Genomic DNA, 15,290 nt, shown 5'->3' with positions numbered 1-15,290 from the left:
CCGTTTCCCCCTCACTCCCCGATCAATTGGACGATGGCAGCGGCGATGCTGTCAAGCGGAACGATGACATCAACGACGCCAGCCTCGATCGCCGCTCTTGGCATCCCAAAGATAACGGCTGTCTCGCGCGCTTCCGCGATCGCTTTTGTGTTCCCGCTTTCCTTCAGCTTTTTCACCCCCGCTGTTCCGTCGCTTCCCATCCCGGTCATGATCACCGCGATTTTCCGACAGCGGCGAATGGCAGCGAGCGACTCGAACAACACGTCAACAGCCGGACGATGGCCGGCGCGCGGCGGCGATTCGTCGAAACGGGCTTTAAGTGCGCCGCCTTCTTCGCGAACGATGAGATGGACGCCGCCCGGGGCGATATAGGCGGTGCCATTTCGCAACAGTTCCCCGTCTTCCGCCTCTTTGATCGTGATCGCCGCCAGTGCGTTGAGCCGGTCGGCAAGCGATTTCGTAAACCCTTTCGGCATATGCTGAACGATGACGACCGGAGCGGCAAAATCAGGAGTCAGCTGCGCCAACACCGTTTCCAAGGCGCGCGGACCGCCTGTCGACGTGCCGATGGCGACGACCGTTTTTTGGCTGTGCGCCGTTTGGGCCGGCGGGCGCCGGGCGGCAAGCGCCGGGCGGTGGGCGGCGAGCGCCCTTACATTCGCCTCGCTTGCGTGCAGCACTTTGCGGATCAGCTCATCTTTTACTTTGTATAAATCAAGCGAAATCGTGCCAGACGGCTTGGCGACAAAATCCACCGCCCCGTATTGCATGGCGGTGATCGTGTTTTCCGCCCCTTCCCTCGTCGTGCTCGACACCATGACGACCGGCAGCGGCTGCTTGTGCATGATGCGCCGCAACGTTTCGAGCCCATTCATAACCGGCATTTCGACATCAAGCGTGACGACATCCGGGCGCAAGAGGGCGATTTTGTCGAGCGCCTCTTGGCCATTGCGAGCCGTCCCGACGACTTCGAGGCGTGGGTGCTCGGACAAAAAGTCGCTGATCCATTTGCGCATAAACGCCGAGTCATCGACGACAAGCACCTTGATCGTCTTCATGTTCCGTCTCTACCTTTCTAGCAAAAATTGGCGCAGCATCGCAAAAAAGCGGGGGATTTGACCCGGCGGCGCCGGCTCGCCCTCTCTGCCCATCGCATAGCGCCAAGCCATTTGGCGGACAGCCTGGCTCGCCTTCGCCTTCGGGTCAAGCAGGACAAACGGCATCTGGCTGACGACCGCGCGGGCGACAACCCGGTCTTCCGGCACAATGCCGAGCAGGGCAATCGGTTTGTTTAAAAAGCGCGCCGCCGCATCTTTCAGCCGCTGAAAGACGCCATACCCTTCTTGCCCGCAGCTCGTGCGGTTGACAATGATCGAAAACGGCGCTTCGCTGCCGGCGGCATGCATGTATTTCATCATGGCATAGGCGTCCGTCACCGCAGTCGGTTCCGGCGTCGTGACGATGAACACATCGTCGACCGACTTTAAAAAATAAAGACGCTCTTCCGATGCCCCCGCCCCCATATCAAAAATGAGATAATCATAGCGCGAGGCAATGGCCTGCAGTTCAGCCAAAAAATAGTCGATGCCCGCCATATCCAACGTCCGCCATTGCGCAACGCCCGTCCCCCCGGCGATATATGATAGTTGCCCCGGCCCGCTTTTGACGATGTCCGAAAGGGGCAGCCGAGTGGAAAACCAATCCGCCAATGTAAGCGGCGACGATTGACCGAGCAAAATGTCGATATTGCCCATGCCGACGTCCATATCGAGCAACAGGACGCGAAACCCGAGTTCAGAGAGCGATACGGAAAGATTGAGCGAAAGGTTCGATTTGCCGACTCCGCCTTTTCCGCTCGCCACCGCGATCGTCCGCGGCGAAGCCGGACGCCGTGGACGGCTTAACGCGCGGCGAAGCCGTTCCGCCTGGTCTCTCACCATCGATCCGCTCCAAACAACAGATGGACAAACCGGTCGGCTGACGCTTCCACCATATCGTCCGGCACGTTTTGCCCATTCGTTAAATAGGCAACGCCAACCCGGCTCTCGAGCAGAAAATTGACGACCGCGCCGTACGTATCGGTCTCATCAAGCTTCGTCACGATCAGCCGGTCAATCGGGAGGACGGAAAAGCGATCATAAATGGCTTTCATATCATTGTATTTTCCGGTGGCGGCGAACACGAGAAACGTTTCCGTCTCGCTGTCAAACTCGATCGTTTGCTGGAGCTCGGCAACATAGTGCGGGTTGCGGAAATTGCGGCCGGCCGTATCAATGAACACAACGTCGCAATCGGCCAGGCGCTGCTTAGCCGCCCGAAAGTCATCGGCGTTGTAGCACACCTCGAGCGGAGCCTGCAAAATGTGCGCATATGTCTTCAACTGGTCGATCGCGGCGATCCGGTACGTATCGGTCGTGATAAATCCGACTTTTTTTTCATGTTCAAGCACCGCGCGCCCCGCCATTTTGGCAAGCGTCGTCGTTTTTCCAACTCCGGTCGGGCCAAGCAGCAGGCGATATTTTTTCGTTCCTGCCGTTTCAGCGAACGGGAGCGGCGAAAGAAGATCGCGCACCGCTTCTTTCGCCCAGCCGGCAACTGCAGCAGCGGATCTCTCTTTTTTGTCCGCATACCATCGCTCAAGCAGGCGGTCCATCACTTGGCGGATGTAGCCATCGGCGAGGCCTTGCTGCAGCAGCCGCCGCTCCGCATCCATAAGCGGCGGCGGGTACAACAGCGACGACGTCCGTCCGGCCATTTGACGGACGAGCGCTTTCACTTCCCGAAGCTCGGCGGCCAACAAACCGTCCGCTTCCTCCCGCCCCGCCGGCCGTGAAGAAGCGGGGGCCTTCGCCTCTGACGCGCGGCGCGGCAGTGGATCGGGATCGATGCCGGCCAGCACCTCAATCTTCTTTTTGGCAAACAAGCCGAACAGTCCGCCCGTTTGAATCTCCTTCGAGTGCAAAATGACGGCATCGCGGCCGAGCTCGGCTCGGACCATTTTCATCGCTTCGTTCATCGACGGGGCGACAAATTTTTTCACTTTCATTCGATTTCCACCATCCCCACGCTTTGAACTTCGACGTCAGCTTCGAGCTCGTTGTACGACAGCACCGGGATTGACGGAAAATGGCGCTCCGTCAGCTGCCGGACATACATGCGCACCGCCGGAGAACAGAGCAAGATCGGCGTTTGGCCGGCGAACGGGTGGCGGTCGAGCGCCGCCGCCACCGCCTCGACAAGCGCCTGCGCCCGCGCCGGATCAAGCGCCAAATAGCGTCCGTGCTCCGTTTGCTGCACCGCATCGGCAATCGTTTTTTCCGCCTTGCCCGAAAGCGTAATGACACGCAGCGGTTCGCCCGGCACGGCGTACTGCTTCGTGATTTGCCGCGCCAGCGCCTGGCGGACGTATTCCGTCAACAAGTCGGTGTCGGCGGTCAGGCGGGCAAAGTCGGCAAGCGCCTCAAAGATAAGCGGCAAATTGCGGATCGACACGTTCTCTTTCAGCAGCTTGGCAAGCACTTTTTGGACATCCCCGACCGGCAGCGGATTCGGTGTGACATCCTCAACCAGCACGGGGTGCGACTCTTTCAAATGATCGATCAACTGTTTCGTTTCTTGGCGCCCAAGCAGTTCATGGGCGTGGGCCTTGAGCACTTCCGTCAAATGCGTCGAAACGACCGACGGCGGATCGACCACCGTATAGCCGAGCATTTCCGCGCGGTCTTTGGCCGCCTCGGAGATCCACTTCGCCGGCAGGCCAAACGCCGGTTCAACCGTGTCAATCCCTTCGACCGATCCGTCATCAATCCCGGGGCTCATCGCCAAATAATGGTCAAGCAGCAGCTCGCCGCGCGCCACCTCTTCGCCTTTAATTTTCACTCGGTATTCGTTCGGCTGAAGCTGGATGTTGTCGCGGATGCGCACAACCGGAACGACGATGCCGAGCTCAAGCGCGAGCTGACGGCGGATCATAACGATCCGGTCAAGCAGGTCGCCGCCTTGGGCGGCATCCGCAAGCGGAATAAGCGCGTAACCGAACTCGAACTCGATCGGGTCGACATGCAATAGTTGAATCACGCTCTCCGGACTTTTTAATTCGTCAGCCGCCGCTATTTCTTCATCCGGCTGGACGGCAGCCGCTTCCCCCTGTTTTTGCTGCTCGACAAATCGGTAGCCGCCAAATGCCAACAGCCCGGCGATCGACATTGTCAACGCATCGTTGATCGGGGTAAACAAGCCGAGCAGGAAAATCGTTCCCGCCGTGACGTACAACATTTTCGGAAACGCAAATAACTGACGCATAATGTCGCCGCTTAAATTGCTGTCAGACGCCGCACGCGTGACGATGATGCCGGTCGCGGTCGAAATCAACAGCGCCGGAATCTGGCTGACGATTCCGTCGCCGACCGTCAACAACGTATAGTGCTTCGCCGCCTCCGCCATGTCCATTCCTTGCTCAACAACGCCGATCACCATGCCAAACAGCATATTGATGATCACGATAATAATGCCGGCGATGGCGTCGCCTTTTACAAATTTGCTCGCTCCGTCCATCGCACCGTAAAAATCGGCCTCTTGGGCGATTTTTTCCCGCCGCTCGCGCGCTTCCTGCTCCGAGATCATGCCGGCGTTCAAATCAGCGTCAATGCTCATCTGTTTGCCCGGCATCGCATCGAGCGTAAAGCGGGCCGCCACTTCCGAGACACGCTCCGCCCCTTTTGTGATCACAATGAACTGAATAATGACCAAAATCAAAAACACGACAAACCCGACGACGACATCGCCGCCGACGACGAACGTCCCAAACGTCTCAACGACGCCGCCCGCTTCCCCCTTGCTTAAGATCGAACGGGTTGTCGAGACATTCAACCCGAGCCGGAACAACGTCAGCACTAACAGCAATGACGGAAAAACGGAAAACTGAAGCGGCTCTTTCGTGTTCATCGCCGTCAGCAAAACGAGCAAGGCGAGGGAAATGTTGATGATGATCAAAACGCTCAGCAGCCATGTCGGCAATGGAATGACGAGCATGGCGACGATGAGCACAACCATAATTAACACGGATAAATCTTTGAGCTGCGCTTGCATGGTTTTCTCCCCTTGCTGTTACCCTTTTCGTTTGAGCCGGTAGACGTACGCCAAAATTTCCGCCACTGCCTTAAAAAACGTCTCTGGAATCATGTCACCGACGTCCGTCTGCCGGTAAAGCGCCTGCGCCAACGGACGATTTTCAACCGTCACGACGCCGTTCGCCTTGGCAATTTCCTTTATTTTCAACGCCACATAGTCAGCCCCTTTCGCCACGACAACCGGCGCCTCCATTTTTCCATCTTCATACTTCAGCGCTACCGCATAATGGGTGGGATTGGTGATGACAACATCGGCATTCGGCACCTCCTGCATCATCCGCCTCATCGCCATCTCCCGCTGTCTTTGCTTAATGCGCGATTTAATGAGCGGGTCGCCTTCCGTCTTTTTGAATTCATCTTTAATGTCTTGCTTCGACATGCGGATGTTTCGTTCAAACTCAAACCGCTGGTACAAATAGTCAAACAACGCCAAAAACAAGAGCGCGGCCGCAGCATACAGCCCCATTTTCACCGTCAGCGCGCCGACAATGGCAAGCATGGCGGCCGGCGGCCTGGCCGCAAGCGCCGTGAGCTCGTCCCATCCCCCAAGCAAGAGCATAAACACGACCGCACCGATGATTCCAGCTTTTAACACAGATTTTAACAGCTCGACAATGGCGCGCAGCGAAAAAAGCCGTTTTATTCCTTGCACCGGGTTGAGGCGGTTTCCGTCGATTTTGAGCGGCTCTACGGTAAACAAGACACCGACTTGCAAAAAGTTGGCCAGCCCAGCCGCTAATACGGCGGCAGCAAAAAATGGAGCTAACAGAAGCGCCGCATGGCGAAGCCAGTCGAGAAAGATGGCATGAAGCGAATCAATCGTCAGCGGAGCGGCGGCATAATCGGAAAGCGCACGCGCGAGCATGCGCAGCAGCCCGTCCCGCTCATACGCTCCCGCCAGCGACAAAACGAGAAACAGCGCGAGCAATACGATGGCGGCCACCGCATCGCTGCTTTTGGCGACCTGGCCTTTTTCCCGCACTTCTTGCCGTTTGCGCGGCGTCGCCTTTTCCGTCTTTTCCCCGGCGAAAAACTGCAAATCAAGCCGCCGTTCGCCCACGTTACGCGCCTCCCAACAGCTGCATAAACTCGCGCAGCGACACAAACATAAGTTGAAGCAGTTCGCGCGCCGCGGTCAACATTCCCCCGATCGCCGCAAACAACATGAAAAACGCAGCCGCTGTCTTGAGCGAAAACCCGACAGCAAAAATATTCATTTGCGGCACGGCGCGGGCGATGAGGCCGAGCGCCACATCGACCAAAAAGAGCGATCCGACAAGCGGGGCAGCCATTTGCACAGCGGCGGCAAACATCGCCGCGAACGTGCGCACCGCATACTCAGCCGCCCGCCCGTCGGCAATGTGCGGCCACCGGTCAAGCGGCAGCCAGTGATAGCTGTAAAACAAGCCGTCAAGCAGCAAATGATGCCCGTCAAGCATAAGCAGCAGCAAAAGCGCCAGCGAGTGAAGATACTGCCCGAGCAACGGGCTTTGCACCCCGGTTTGCGGATCGATGACGTTGGCGATGGCAAACCCGATTTGAAAATCGATCAAGCCGCCGGCGACTTGCACAGCCGCCATGACGATGGCCGCGATCAAGCCGAGCGCCAGCCCGACGAGCGCCTCTTTGACGACGAGCAATACATACACATCATCCAATGGAAGCGACGGCTTCGGCCCTGCCAAAAACATAAGCCAGCTGAAAAAAAACGCCATTCCAATCTTGTACGAAGCCGGCACCGTCCGGTACGAAAAGAGCGGCATGGCCGCAAAAAACGAAGCGGTGCGGGCGAAGATGAGCAAAAACGCGGGAAAATACGTCCATAGTTGTTCCATCATAGATCAGCCTATAAATGAAGCCAAATTCGCGAAAATGTCATGGACGTACGACACCATTTTCGAGAGCATCCACGGCCCGAACAAGACGAGCCCGAGCAGGACAGCAACGATTTTCGGGACAAACGCGAGCGTCTGCTCTTGAATTTGGGTCGCAGCCTGAAAAATGCTGACAACGAGCCCGACAACAAGCGACAGCAGCAGCAACGGGCCGCAAACGATCAACACGATGTAGACGCCTTGTTCGGCAAGGCGGATGATAAAATCGGCACTCATAAACGCCACCCATCTTTATTGAAAGCTTTGCAGCAACGATTTGACGACCAAATGCCAGCCGTCGACAAGAACAAATAGCAAAATTTTAAACGGCAGCGAAATCATCACCGGCGGCAGCATCATCATTCCCATCGACATCAAGACGCTGGCAACGATCATATCGATGACCAAAAACGGGATGAAAATCATAAAGCCCATTTGAAACGCGGTTTTCAGCTCGCTGATCGCAAACGCCGGGACGAGCGCGGTAAGCGGAATGTCGTTGACCGTTTTCGGCTGCCCGGCGCCGCTGTATGATAAAAACAAGGCCAAATCTTGCTGTCTCGTATGTTGGCTCATAAACTGCTTGAGCGGAACAGCGGCGCGTTCGTACGCCTCATCCAAATCAATTTTTTCGGCAAACAGCGGCTCAAGCGCCTGATCGTGAATCTCTTTCCATGTTGGCGCCATGATGAAAAACGTCAAAAACAGCGCCAGCCCGATCAACACTTGGTTGGGCGGCATTTGCTGCGTGCCAAGCGACGTGCGCACGAACGACAAAACGATGACGATGCGCGTAAAACACGTCATCATGATCAAAATGCCGGGACCAACCGACAAAATGGTAAGAAGCAAAAGCAGTTTCACCGATGTCGAGACATGCTCGGGCGCCATCGAGTTAAACATATGGACAAAGTCATTCATCGCCAGCCGTTCCTTTCTCTTTCAACCGCTTCAGCCACTCATTCCGCCTGTTGGCCATTCGGCTCATTTCCTCGGCAAACAGTGAGGAAAAGGACGGAGCCGGACCGCTTCCCCGTTTCGCTTTCGCTGTCCAATATTCACGAAGGCGGGACCCAAACGGGTGGAAGCTGGCCATCCGTTCGAGCCGCTCATTATGCTGCGCCAGCAGTTCGTTTATTTCGTCTTCATTGCTGATTTCCCGCAGCAGCTGGATCGAATCGCCAACGCCGATGACGAGCAGCCGGTTGCCGACTTTGATGAGCTGAACAGAGCGGTTTGCCCCGACGCTCGTTCCACCGAGATTCTCAATGAGACCCTTTGACCCGAAAGCAGGTGAATGGCGGCGGGAAAGCCATTTTAACAGAGCGTAAAGAAGAACGAGGACAAAGGCGGTCGCCCCGATGAGCCGGAGCACATCGGAAGCAGACACCGCATCAGCCGATTGATTCGCTGTCGGTTTTGTCTGTTGCCCGGCCGGCGTTGACGGCCCGCACGCATCCGGATGCTGCAGGCAATCGGCGACCGTCGGGCTTTGGGCAGCCGACGCCGGCGGCGCCCCAAACAAGATGGCTGCCGCCAGCAATCCCGCTGCCCATCGCCGTATGGCCATCAACATCCCCTCACCTCTAATCGCCTAGCCGATCGTTTTGTTAATCGCTTCAATGACGCGGTCCGCCTGGAACGGCTTGACAACGAAATCTTTCGCCCCGGCTTGAATGGCGTCAATGACCATCGCCTGCTGCCCCATCGCCGAACACATGATCACTTTGGCGTTGCTATCGATTTTTTTTATTTCTTTAAGCGCCGTAATCCCATCCATCTCCGGCATCGTAATATCCATCGTCACAATGTCAGGGCGCGTCTCCTTGTATTTTTCGACCGCCTGTCTCCCGTCCGCCGCTTCAGCGACGACCTCATGCCCATTCTTCGTCAAAATGTCTTTAATCATCATCCGCATAAACGCAGCATCGTCGACAACAAGCACTCTTGCCATATCTCCCTACCTCCTGCCATGCACATTATTTTAGCCGTTTTAACCGATCGCTTTGGCTGACAATGTCGGTGATGCGCACGCCGAAGTTTTCATCGATCACGACCACCTCGCCTTTGGCGATCAGCTTATTGTTGACAAAAACGTCGACCGGCTCGCCGGCCAGCTTATCAAGTTCGATGATCGACCCGGTGGACAATTGCAAAATCTCTTGCACCGAGCGTTTCGTCCGTCCCAGTTCAACCGTCACTTGCAGCGGCACATCAAACAGCAGCTCCAAATTGCGCGCCTCCGCCGCGGCAAGCGGTGGGGCGTCAAACTCAGCAAAATCAGCTGCTTGAATATGCCGTCCAGCTGCGCTTTTGCCTTCATCCAGGCGCTCAGCCGGCGCCTCCGGGAAACGGTTCGCCGCCGGGGAAGAAGGAGCGCCGGCCTCCGCATAGGCGTAGGCGGGCTGCGGCTCCGGCTCCACGGACAGCGGCGCCCCGGCCGGCAGCTCAGGCCGGTTTTCCTCCTCCCCTGCCGCCGCACCAAGCAAATAGGTGACCAGTTCTTTGGCAAAATCAACGGGCAGCAGCTGCATGATGTTCGAATCAATTAACGTGCCGATTTTCAGCCGGAACGACACTTTAATCAAAAAGTCTTCATCCGGCAAATATTCCAGACCTTTTCCTTCGCTCAAATCAAGAAGATGGATCGTCGGCGGGGAAATCTCGACCCGCTTGCCAAAAACAGTCGACATCGACGTCGCCGCTGACCCCATCATTTGGTTCATGGCTTCCTGCACGGCGCTCAGCTGAATTTCCCCAAGCGCGCTGTCGGGCGCCGTTCCGTCGCCGCCAAGCATCAAATCGGCGATAATGGCGGCGTCCCGCTGCTCAATGACCAGCAAGTTGGTCCCGAGAAGCCCTTCCGTGTAATTGACTTGAACGGCGATATACGGCCGCGGGAACTCATCCGCGACACGCGTCCGCTCGATCACCGAGACGTTCGGTGTCGTAATCTCGACTTTTTGGTTCAATAACATGGACAGCGCCGTCGCTGAGCTGCCAAAGGAAATATTGCCAATCTCCCCTAGAGCGTCCTGCTCGAGCGGGGTGAAAATATCGTGAAGCGCCGGTGCGCGGTCACGGCTGTCCATTCCGCGCAACAGAGCATCGATTTCATCTTGCGACAACATTCCGTCATTCATCATGTCCTGCTTCGTCCCCCTCGATCATCGCTAAAATTTGCACCGCCAGCTTTTTGTTCCGCTTCCCCGGCTGGCCGATAAACTTTGGAATATGGCCGATTTTGACCACGAGCGGCTCATGAATCGACTGCTCGAGCTGAATGACGTCGCCGGCCTCGAGTTGAAGAAATTCATTGACCGTGATGACCGCCGTTCCCAGTTCAGCGATAATCGGCAATTTTGCCGCGCGGATGCGCTGTTCGATCCGTTTCGCTTCCTCGGGGGAACGCTCTTTTTTTTGCGCCTGCATCCAGTACTGCACCGACAGCCGCGGCATAATCGGCTCCAAGACGACATGCGGAATGCACACATTCATCATGCCGCGCGCTTCGCCGATTTGCGTGTTGAGCGAAATGACGACGACGGTGTCGTTCGGCGCAATCATGCGCAAAAACTGCGGATTGACTTCAAAATCGACAAAGAGCGGGTCGACTTCCGCCACCGATTCCCAAGCGTCGCGCCAATGGACAAACGCCTTGTCAAACAAATTGGACATGATGCGTGTTTCAATCTCAGTCAAATGCTCCACTTTATCCATGCCGACGCCGCGCCCGCCCATCACCCGGTCAAGCATGGCGTAAGCGATGTTCGGGTTGACTTCCAAAAGGACATGCCCGCCAAGCGGCGGCACCTCAAAGACATTGATGATCGTCATTTTTGGGATGGAGCGGACAAATTCTTCGTATGGAATTTGGTCGGCCGATGCGACCGAAATTTGCGCATATGTGCGCAACTGGGCGGAAAAAAACGTTGTCAGCAGACGGGCGAAATTCTCATGAATGCGCGTCAGGCTGCGGATTTGATCTTTGGAAAACCGGAGCGCCCGCCGGAAATCATACGTTTTGACGCGTCGGCCTTCCTCTTCTTTTTTCAGTTCTTCCGCATTCATTTCTCCGGCCGAAAGCGCGGCAAGCAGCGCATCAATTTCACTTTGCGATAGTACTTCGCCGGCTGTCATGTCACCTTCCCCCCTTCGGATGGCAGGCTACTGGAGGATAAAGGAGGTAATGTAGACGTTCTCCACTTTCCCTTCCTGCATTAACGCATTAATCTGTTGTTTCAGCTGCTCTTTCAACGCCGCCATTCCTTCTTTTCCTTTAAAGTCGGCCGCTTTCATTTCCGAGAGCTGTTCGATGATTGCATCCTTAATCTGGAAATCACGCTTCTCCGCTTCTTCTTTTCCTTTGTCGCTGTCGGTTTGAATTTTAAAGGAGATTTTAATATAACGGCCGTCCGCCAAATTCGTTGTCATTTCCGGAATGTCGATCGAACTGTCCGCCAGTTCATCGGCGCTTGGCGCCTCCTGTTTTTCTTTGCCGGTCAGGTTCATAACGGCAACAAGCGCCGCCGTGCCGGCCAAGGCAATGACCGCTAGCACGATGACCATCGTTTTGAGTACTTTATTCCCTTTCACGGTTCAATCCTCCTGCTTCCGGCAAGCGAAACGCGCCAATTTGCCGGTAAAATTCGCTCGCCAACGCCGCGACTTGTTCGACCGTCTCGCGCACGACGAATTTTTTTCCGTTCGTCAGCGTCACGGTCGTGTCGGGAAATGCCTCGATTTGTTCGATGTACAACGCATTGAGCACAAACCGTTTGCCGTTGAGCTTCGTCAGCGGAATCATCGGCAAGCGGGCATCAGCGTCCAACAACAGCTGACGCCCTACCTCCTATTCTACTTTTTCAAGTTGACAAGTTCTTGCAAAATTTCATCCGATGTCGTAATGATGCGCGTGTTTGCCTGAAAACCGCGCTGGGCGACGATCATTTCCGTAAACTCCTCAGCAAGGTCGACGTTGGACATCTCAAGCGCCCCGGAGACGATGGTTCCTGTTCCGTTCGCTCCCGGCGCCCCTGTCGTTGGCGCGCCGGAGTTGATCGTTTCACGGAACAGGTTGTTTCCGGCTTTCTCCAATCCATCGTTATTAGAGAACTTAGCCAGCTGAATCGTACCGATCGTCAGCAAGTTTCCCAAAGCGTTCACAATATTCACCTTGCCGTCAGCCCCGATGCTTAAGCTTTTCGCATCCGCCGGAACTTTCAGGCGGCTATTTCCCACACCGAGCAAATATTGGCCATCGGCATTGACAATATAGCCTTGCGAATCGAGATAAAAATTCCCGGCTCTCGTATACATGCGATTGTTGCCCTCCGCATCGCCGACAACAAAAAACCCATCCCCCGAAATCGCCAAGTCGAGCACGCGCCCGGTCGTTTGCAAGCTTCCTTGCGCATGGACGGTGTCGATGGCAGCCAACTGCGAGCCAAGCCCGACTTGCTTCGGATTCGTGCCGCCGCGGCCGGCGTTCGGCCCTCCCGCTCCGGAAATCGTTTGGCTCATTAAATCTTTAAAGATCGTTCGTCCTTTTTTAAACCCGTACGTATTGACGTTGGCGATATTGTTGCCGATAACGTCAAGTTTTGTTTGGAAATTGCGCATGGCGCCAATGCCGGAATACATCGAACGAAGCATTCGCTCCCTCTCCCCTCTTATTCGTGTTGTTCGACTGTCATCACCGCGTCAGCGGCAATCGTCGCTCCGTTATCGAGCCCGAGAACAATGTTCCCGTCTTTTTGCGTCACCGATTTGACAACCGCGCTCATCGTTGCATCGCCTTCTTGCCAGTGCACCGTTTTGCCGATCCATTCGCTGTAGCGCAAAAGCGCATCACGGCTTGACACTTGCATCCATTTCTGCATCAAATTGGCGATGTTCATCATTTGCTCAAGCGAGGAGAAGCTCGCCATTTGCGCGATAAAGTCTTTATCTTCCATCGGATTGAGCGGATCTTGGTTTTCGAGCTGGGCGAGCAAAATTTTGAGAAAGTCGTCTTTTCCTAAAATTTGATTACCCGTTTTCCGTTCCGGCTGAACCGCGTTTGCCATCCATAAGCTTCCATCAATCACATTCGTTGTCATCCTCGTTCTTTTTCCCCCTTATGCGTCAGCTTCGATCCCGTCTAGCGCTAACGGGAAGGAAGATGATGGCTCCCGCTTTTGTTTTTGCCGCGATTCGCCCTGCTGCTGCCCTCCTTGGCGATTCCCGGAATACGGCGGCATCGCGGAGCTGTCATAATCCGACCAAACGGTCCATTTTTCGACCGTGATGGAACTCGCATCAAGCTGCTGAGCAAGCTGCGGCAAGTGGTTGCGGATCAACTCTTCCACCGCATCGGTCGCCACAAGCAGCCGGGCGGTCAATTTTCCGCCTTCTTGCGCCATTTTCACCGTCACCGTTCCAAGATGTTCCGGATGAAGGCGAATAACAAGCTGCATAACGCCGTTTGGCAGCTTCACCCATCGGCCGAATTGCCATGCACGGGCTACTTGCTCGACAAACGAACTTTCCTTCCCTGCTTCCACCGTCCCCGCCTCATGGCCGCCAGGGACGAATGGAATCAAAGAGGCAAGGTTTGTCGAAACGAGCACACTATGCAGCTGGCGAGCGTCCTCCTGCTGCCGTAAAGAGGCTGGCCCGTACATCGAAGATAAAACTCGCGGCGCCAGCCAGCTGCTTTCACCGTTGGAATGCACCGCCATTTCCTTTCTAGCTCCCTCGGTTCGCGGCAAAATTTGTGAGAAAGGCGGCTGGTGTTCGCCATCGAAACGCCCGTTCATTTCTTTGGCCTGTTGTTCCAGCCAAGCAGCTTTGTCCAACCCGCTATTTTCATCCGTCTGTAGCCAAAAAGACGGAACGGCTGCCAGCGCTTTTGCACCAGCCCCTTCTTGGTTAACTCTTCCGCTTTCCCCATCAGCCGCCAAGGCTTCACCATCATTGTATGCAGCCGCCGGAGGGGCGTTTAAAACGTTGGCAGCGCCAACGTGCATAGCTGAAGCGGCCAGCCATAACGGCTCTGTCCATTCGTCTGTTATTCGCGGCTTCTTTCCTTCCGGCTGGGATGACCGTTCAATCCCCTCCTCAACCGGCAGCTTCCCGGTTTGCTTTTGCGCCAATAATGCCGCAAATGCGCTGGAAGCCGCTGTCTCTTTTCTCGCTGTCAGCTCCACGCCCGTTGGCTGCGGTGCAACTGCTGCGATCATCACTTTCATTCAGCCCCCTCCTCTCTCCCTGCCCATTTATGCAATGACGAAAGCAAGTTCGCCGCCTGCTCGGCCGGCATTTGTTCTAAAATAGCCGCGGCTTTGTCGCTATCGAGCCGGCTCAGCACCTCAAGCGCTTCATCCTCCGGCAGCTTGGCTAAAATAGCCGCGGCCTGCTTGTCTGACATGGCGTCGTACATGCTGATGACATCCACCGCAGACGCTTGTCCGCCGCCTTTTTCCTGCTGGGTCGGCAGCTGTTGCTGCGTCGACAGCCGGGCAATTTCCTCGTCTTTTGCCGCCAATTCGCTTTTTAGCTGCTCAATTTGCTTTTTTTGCTTGGCGATCGTTTGGTTTTGCCGCTTGATCGTCTGCTGTTGCGTCTCGATCGTGTTGGCCAGCGTCTTTTCTTTCTTCTTCCAATCAAACCATTCGGCGACGAACGGCACGCTGTCCACCCATTGTTTCGCCTTCACCGCATCAATGCCGGCCGCCTTTGCAATCAGCAAGAGGAAGAAAGCCGCAAAGAGGCTCGGGACGACAACGACGAACAACATCCATTGCCACCGGCTTGCCGTTTCTTCCTGCTGAAGTTTGCTGCCCGCCATCTATAACTCTCCTTGCCGCACAAAGCGCTGAACGGCTATTTCATCGAGCAAACGGCTTTCGGCCTCTTTTTCGCGCTGCTCTGTCCACCGCCGCACGCGCTCCTGCATTTTCTCATACTTTTTCACTTCAATATTGAGCTCAATGAGGCGCTGGTGCCGGCACTGCATTTGCTCGCGCGCCCGCATGACGATGAGCTGATAGTGATCAATGGTTTGTTGCAAACTGGCGAGATACTGCAGCGTATGGCGAATGGCCCCGACAGCGAGGCCATCTTGCAGCCGCCTGTCCCTTTCCGCCTCGCATCGTTCTTTTTCCTTGAGCAACTTGTACAGCGCCTCGGCCGCCTGCTCAAACTTGTGCACCGCTTCTTCGTATTCAGCCAGCGCTGCTTGCTTTTCTTTTTCCTTCATCGTCCATAGTTTTTGCAGCCGAAATGTCGACATCATTGTGGATCA

19 protein-coding genes are annotated in these 15,290 nt (G+C 55.7%); all 19 read right to left on the bottom strand.

Features of this window, described 5'->3' with window-relative positions; all coding sequences use genetic code 11:
* Positions 1–11: 11 nt before the first annotated feature.
* Genes NSQ51_RS05985 through fliJ form a run of 19 tightly spaced genes read right to left on the bottom strand, consistent with a single transcriptional unit; the run spans position 12 to position 15,281 of the window.
* Positions 12–1,058, bottom strand: a complete 1,047-nt coding sequence (locus tag NSQ51_RS05985) for a chemotaxis response regulator protein-glutamate methylesterase (RefSeq protein WP_049624606.1) — start codon at positions 1,056–1,058, stop codon at positions 12–14.
* Between the two features lie 9 nt (positions 1,059–1,067).
* Entirely contained in the window at positions 1,068–1,940 is an 873-nt protein-coding gene (locus NSQ51_RS05980) for a MinD/ParA family protein (RefSeq protein WP_049624605.1), read from the bottom strand.
* The gene (flhF, locus tag NSQ51_RS05975) at positions 1,934–3,046 is read right to left on the bottom strand and encodes a flagellar biosynthesis protein FlhF (RefSeq protein ID WP_033015974.1); all 1,113 of its coding nucleotides are present in this window, start codon (positions 3,044–3,046) and stop codon (positions 1,934–1,936) included. Before flhF ends, NSQ51_RS05980 begins: the two co-directional genes overlap by 7 nt.
* Positions 3,043–5,088 (bottom strand): flagellar biosynthesis protein FlhA, encoded by a 2,046-nt coding sequence (gene flhA / locus NSQ51_RS05970; protein WP_049624604.1) that lies wholly within the window; start codon positions 5,086–5,088, stop codon positions 3,043–3,045. The genes flhF and flhA overlap by 4 nt, the downstream gene beginning before the upstream one ends.
* Positions 5,089–5,106: 18 nt before the next feature.
* A complete protein-coding gene (gene flhB / locus NSQ51_RS05965; RefSeq protein ID WP_049624603.1) occupies positions 5,107–6,189 on the bottom strand; it encodes a flagellar biosynthesis protein FlhB in 1,083 nt (360 codons plus the stop codon).
* A 1-nt stretch (position 6,190) separates the two neighbouring features.
* The gene (fliR, locus tag NSQ51_RS05960) at positions 6,191–6,964 is read right to left on the bottom strand and encodes a flagellar biosynthetic protein FliR (protein ID WP_049624602.1); all 774 of its coding nucleotides are present in this window, start codon (positions 6,962–6,964) and stop codon (positions 6,191–6,193) included.
* A gap of 6 nt (positions 6,965–6,970) precedes the next feature.
* Positions 6,971–7,240, bottom strand: coding sequence for a flagellar biosynthesis protein FliQ (gene fliQ, locus NSQ51_RS05955; protein WP_033015981.1), 270 nt, complete (start codon positions 7,238–7,240; stop codon positions 6,971–6,973).
* A gap of 15 nt (positions 7,241–7,255) precedes the next feature.
* Positions 7,256–7,924 (bottom strand): flagellar type III secretion system pore protein FliP, encoded by a 669-nt coding sequence (gene fliP / locus NSQ51_RS05950; RefSeq protein ID WP_049624601.1) that lies wholly within the window; start codon positions 7,922–7,924, stop codon positions 7,256–7,258.
* A complete protein-coding gene (fliZ, locus tag NSQ51_RS05945; RefSeq protein WP_049624600.1) occupies positions 7,917–8,573 on the bottom strand; it encodes a flagella biosynthesis regulatory protein FliZ in 657 nt (218 codons plus the stop codon). Before fliZ ends, fliP begins: the two co-directional genes overlap by 8 nt.
* A gap of 24 nt (positions 8,574–8,597) precedes the next feature.
* Positions 8,598–8,957, bottom strand: a complete 360-nt coding sequence (locus NSQ51_RS05940) for a response regulator (protein WP_033008120.1) — start codon at positions 8,955–8,957, stop codon at positions 8,598–8,600.
* A gap of 25 nt (positions 8,958–8,982) precedes the next feature.
* A complete protein-coding gene (fliY, locus tag NSQ51_RS05935) occupies positions 8,983–10,149 on the bottom strand; it encodes a flagellar motor switch phosphatase FliY (RefSeq protein ID WP_049624599.1) in 1,167 nt (388 codons plus the stop codon).
* On the bottom strand, positions 10,139–11,143 hold the full coding sequence (gene fliM / locus NSQ51_RS05930; RefSeq protein ID WP_121649913.1) for a flagellar motor switch protein FliM: 1,005 nt from the start codon (positions 11,141–11,143) through the stop codon (positions 10,139–10,141). The genes fliY and fliM overlap by 11 nt, the downstream gene beginning before the upstream one ends.
* Before the next feature lie 27 nt (positions 11,144–11,170).
* Entirely contained in the window at positions 11,171–11,599 is a 429-nt protein-coding gene (gene fliL / locus NSQ51_RS05925) for a flagellar basal body-associated protein FliL (protein ID WP_033015988.1), read from the bottom strand.
* Positions 11,586–11,810 carry a flagellar FlbD family protein gene (locus NSQ51_RS05920; RefSeq protein ID WP_033016021.1) on the bottom strand — a complete coding sequence of 75 codons (225 nt, stop codon included), beginning with the start codon at positions 11,808–11,810 and terminating at the stop codon, positions 11,586–11,588. The genes fliL and NSQ51_RS05920 overlap by 14 nt, the downstream gene beginning before the upstream one ends.
* 50 nt (positions 11,811–11,860) lie before the next feature.
* Complete coding sequence (gene flgG, locus NSQ51_RS05915; RefSeq protein ID WP_049624597.1) at positions 11,861–12,658, bottom strand: flagellar basal body rod protein FlgG; 798 nt, start codon at positions 12,656–12,658, stop codon at positions 11,861–11,863.
* A 17-nt stretch (positions 12,659–12,675) separates the two neighbouring features.
* Positions 12,676–13,104 (bottom strand): flagellar hook assembly protein FlgD, encoded by a 429-nt coding sequence (gene flgD / locus NSQ51_RS05910; RefSeq protein ID WP_049624596.1) that lies wholly within the window; start codon positions 13,102–13,104, stop codon positions 12,676–12,678.
* 18 nt (positions 13,105–13,122) lie between these two features.
* A complete protein-coding gene (locus tag NSQ51_RS05905; protein ID WP_053093044.1) occupies positions 13,123–14,235 on the bottom strand; it encodes a flagellar hook-length control protein FliK in 1,113 nt (370 codons plus the stop codon).
* On the bottom strand, positions 14,232–14,834 hold the full coding sequence (locus NSQ51_RS05900) for an MgtE protein (protein WP_049624595.1): 603 nt from the start codon (positions 14,832–14,834) through the stop codon (positions 14,232–14,234). Before NSQ51_RS05900 ends, NSQ51_RS05905 begins: the two co-directional genes overlap by 4 nt.
* The gene (fliJ, locus tag NSQ51_RS05895) at positions 14,835–15,281 is read right to left on the bottom strand and encodes a flagellar export protein FliJ (protein WP_033015998.1); all 447 of its coding nucleotides are present in this window, start codon (positions 15,279–15,281) and stop codon (positions 14,835–14,837) included. It abuts the gene before it with no gap.
* Between the last annotated feature and the right edge of the window lie 9 nt (positions 15,282–15,290).

It is taken from the genome of Geobacillus sp. FSL K6-0789 (assembly GCF_038593135.1).
In the GTDB taxonomy this organism is placed as follows: Bacteria; Bacillota; Bacilli; order Bacillales; family Anoxybacillaceae; genus Geobacillus; species Geobacillus stearothermophilus.
The sequence above is the reverse complement of the archived record's forward strand: the minus strand, read 5'-3'. Positions and strand labels throughout refer to the sequence as shown.

Bases quoted from the DNA above. Each gene is read 5' to 3' on its own strand.
- NSQ51_RS05985 (WP_049624606.1), bottom strand. From the start codon at position 1,058: ATGAAGACGATCAAGGTGCTTGTCGTCGATGACTCGGCGTTTATGCGC.
- NSQ51_RS05980 (WP_049624605.1), bottom strand. From the start codon at position 1,940: ATGGTGAGAGACCAGGCGGAACGGCTTCGCCGCGCGTTAAGCCGTCCA.
- flhF (WP_033015974.1), bottom strand. From the start codon at position 3,046: ATGAAAGTGAAAAAATTTGTCGCCCCGTCGATGAACGAAGCGATGAAA.
- flhA (WP_049624604.1), bottom strand. From the start codon at position 5,088: ATGCAAGCGCAGCTCAAAGATTTATCCGTGTTAATTATGGTTGTGCTC.
- fliR (WP_049624602.1), bottom strand. From the start codon at position 6,964: ATGGAACAACTATGGACGTATTTTCCCGCGTTTTTGCTCATCTTCGCC.
- fliQ (WP_033015981.1), bottom strand. From the start codon at position 7,240: ATGAGTGCCGATTTTATCATCCGCCTTGCCGAACAAGGCGTCTACATC.
- fliP (WP_049624601.1), bottom strand. From the start codon at position 7,924: ATGAATGACTTTGTCCATATGTTTAACTCGATGGCGCCCGAGCATGTC.
- fliZ (WP_049624600.1), bottom strand. From the start codon at position 8,573: ATGGCCATACGGCGATGGGCAGCGGGATTGCTGGCGGCAGCCATCTTG.
- NSQ51_RS05940 (WP_033008120.1), bottom strand. From the start codon at position 8,957: ATGGCAAGAGTGCTTGTTGTCGACGATGCTGCGTTTATGCGGATGATG.
- fliY (WP_049624599.1), bottom strand. From the start codon at position 10,149: ATGATGAATGACGGAATGTTGTCGCAAGATGAAATCGATGCTCTGTTG.
- fliM (WP_121649913.1), bottom strand. From the start codon at position 11,143: ATGACAGCCGGCGAAGTACTATCGCAAAGTGAAATTGATGCGCTGCTT.
- NSQ51_RS05920 (WP_033016021.1), bottom strand. From the start codon at position 11,810: ATGATTCCGCTGACGAAGCTCAACGGCAAACGGTTTGTGCTCAATGCG.
- flgG (WP_049624597.1), bottom strand. From the start codon at position 12,658: ATGCTTCGTTCGATGTATTCCGGCATTGGCGCCATGCGCAATTTCCAA.
- flgD (WP_049624596.1), bottom strand. From the start codon at position 13,104: ATGACAACGAATGTGATTGATGGAAGCTTATGGATGGCAAACGCGGTT.
- NSQ51_RS05905 (WP_053093044.1), bottom strand. From the start codon at position 14,235: ATGAAAGTGATGATCGCAGCAGTTGCACCGCAGCCAACGGGCGTGGAG.
- NSQ51_RS05900 (WP_049624595.1), bottom strand. From the start codon at position 14,834: ATGGCGGGCAGCAAACTTCAGCAGGAAGAAACGGCAAGCCGGTGGCAA.
- fliJ (WP_033015998.1), bottom strand. From the start codon at position 15,281: ATGATGTCGACATTTCGGCTGCAAAAACTATGGACGATGAAGGAAAAA.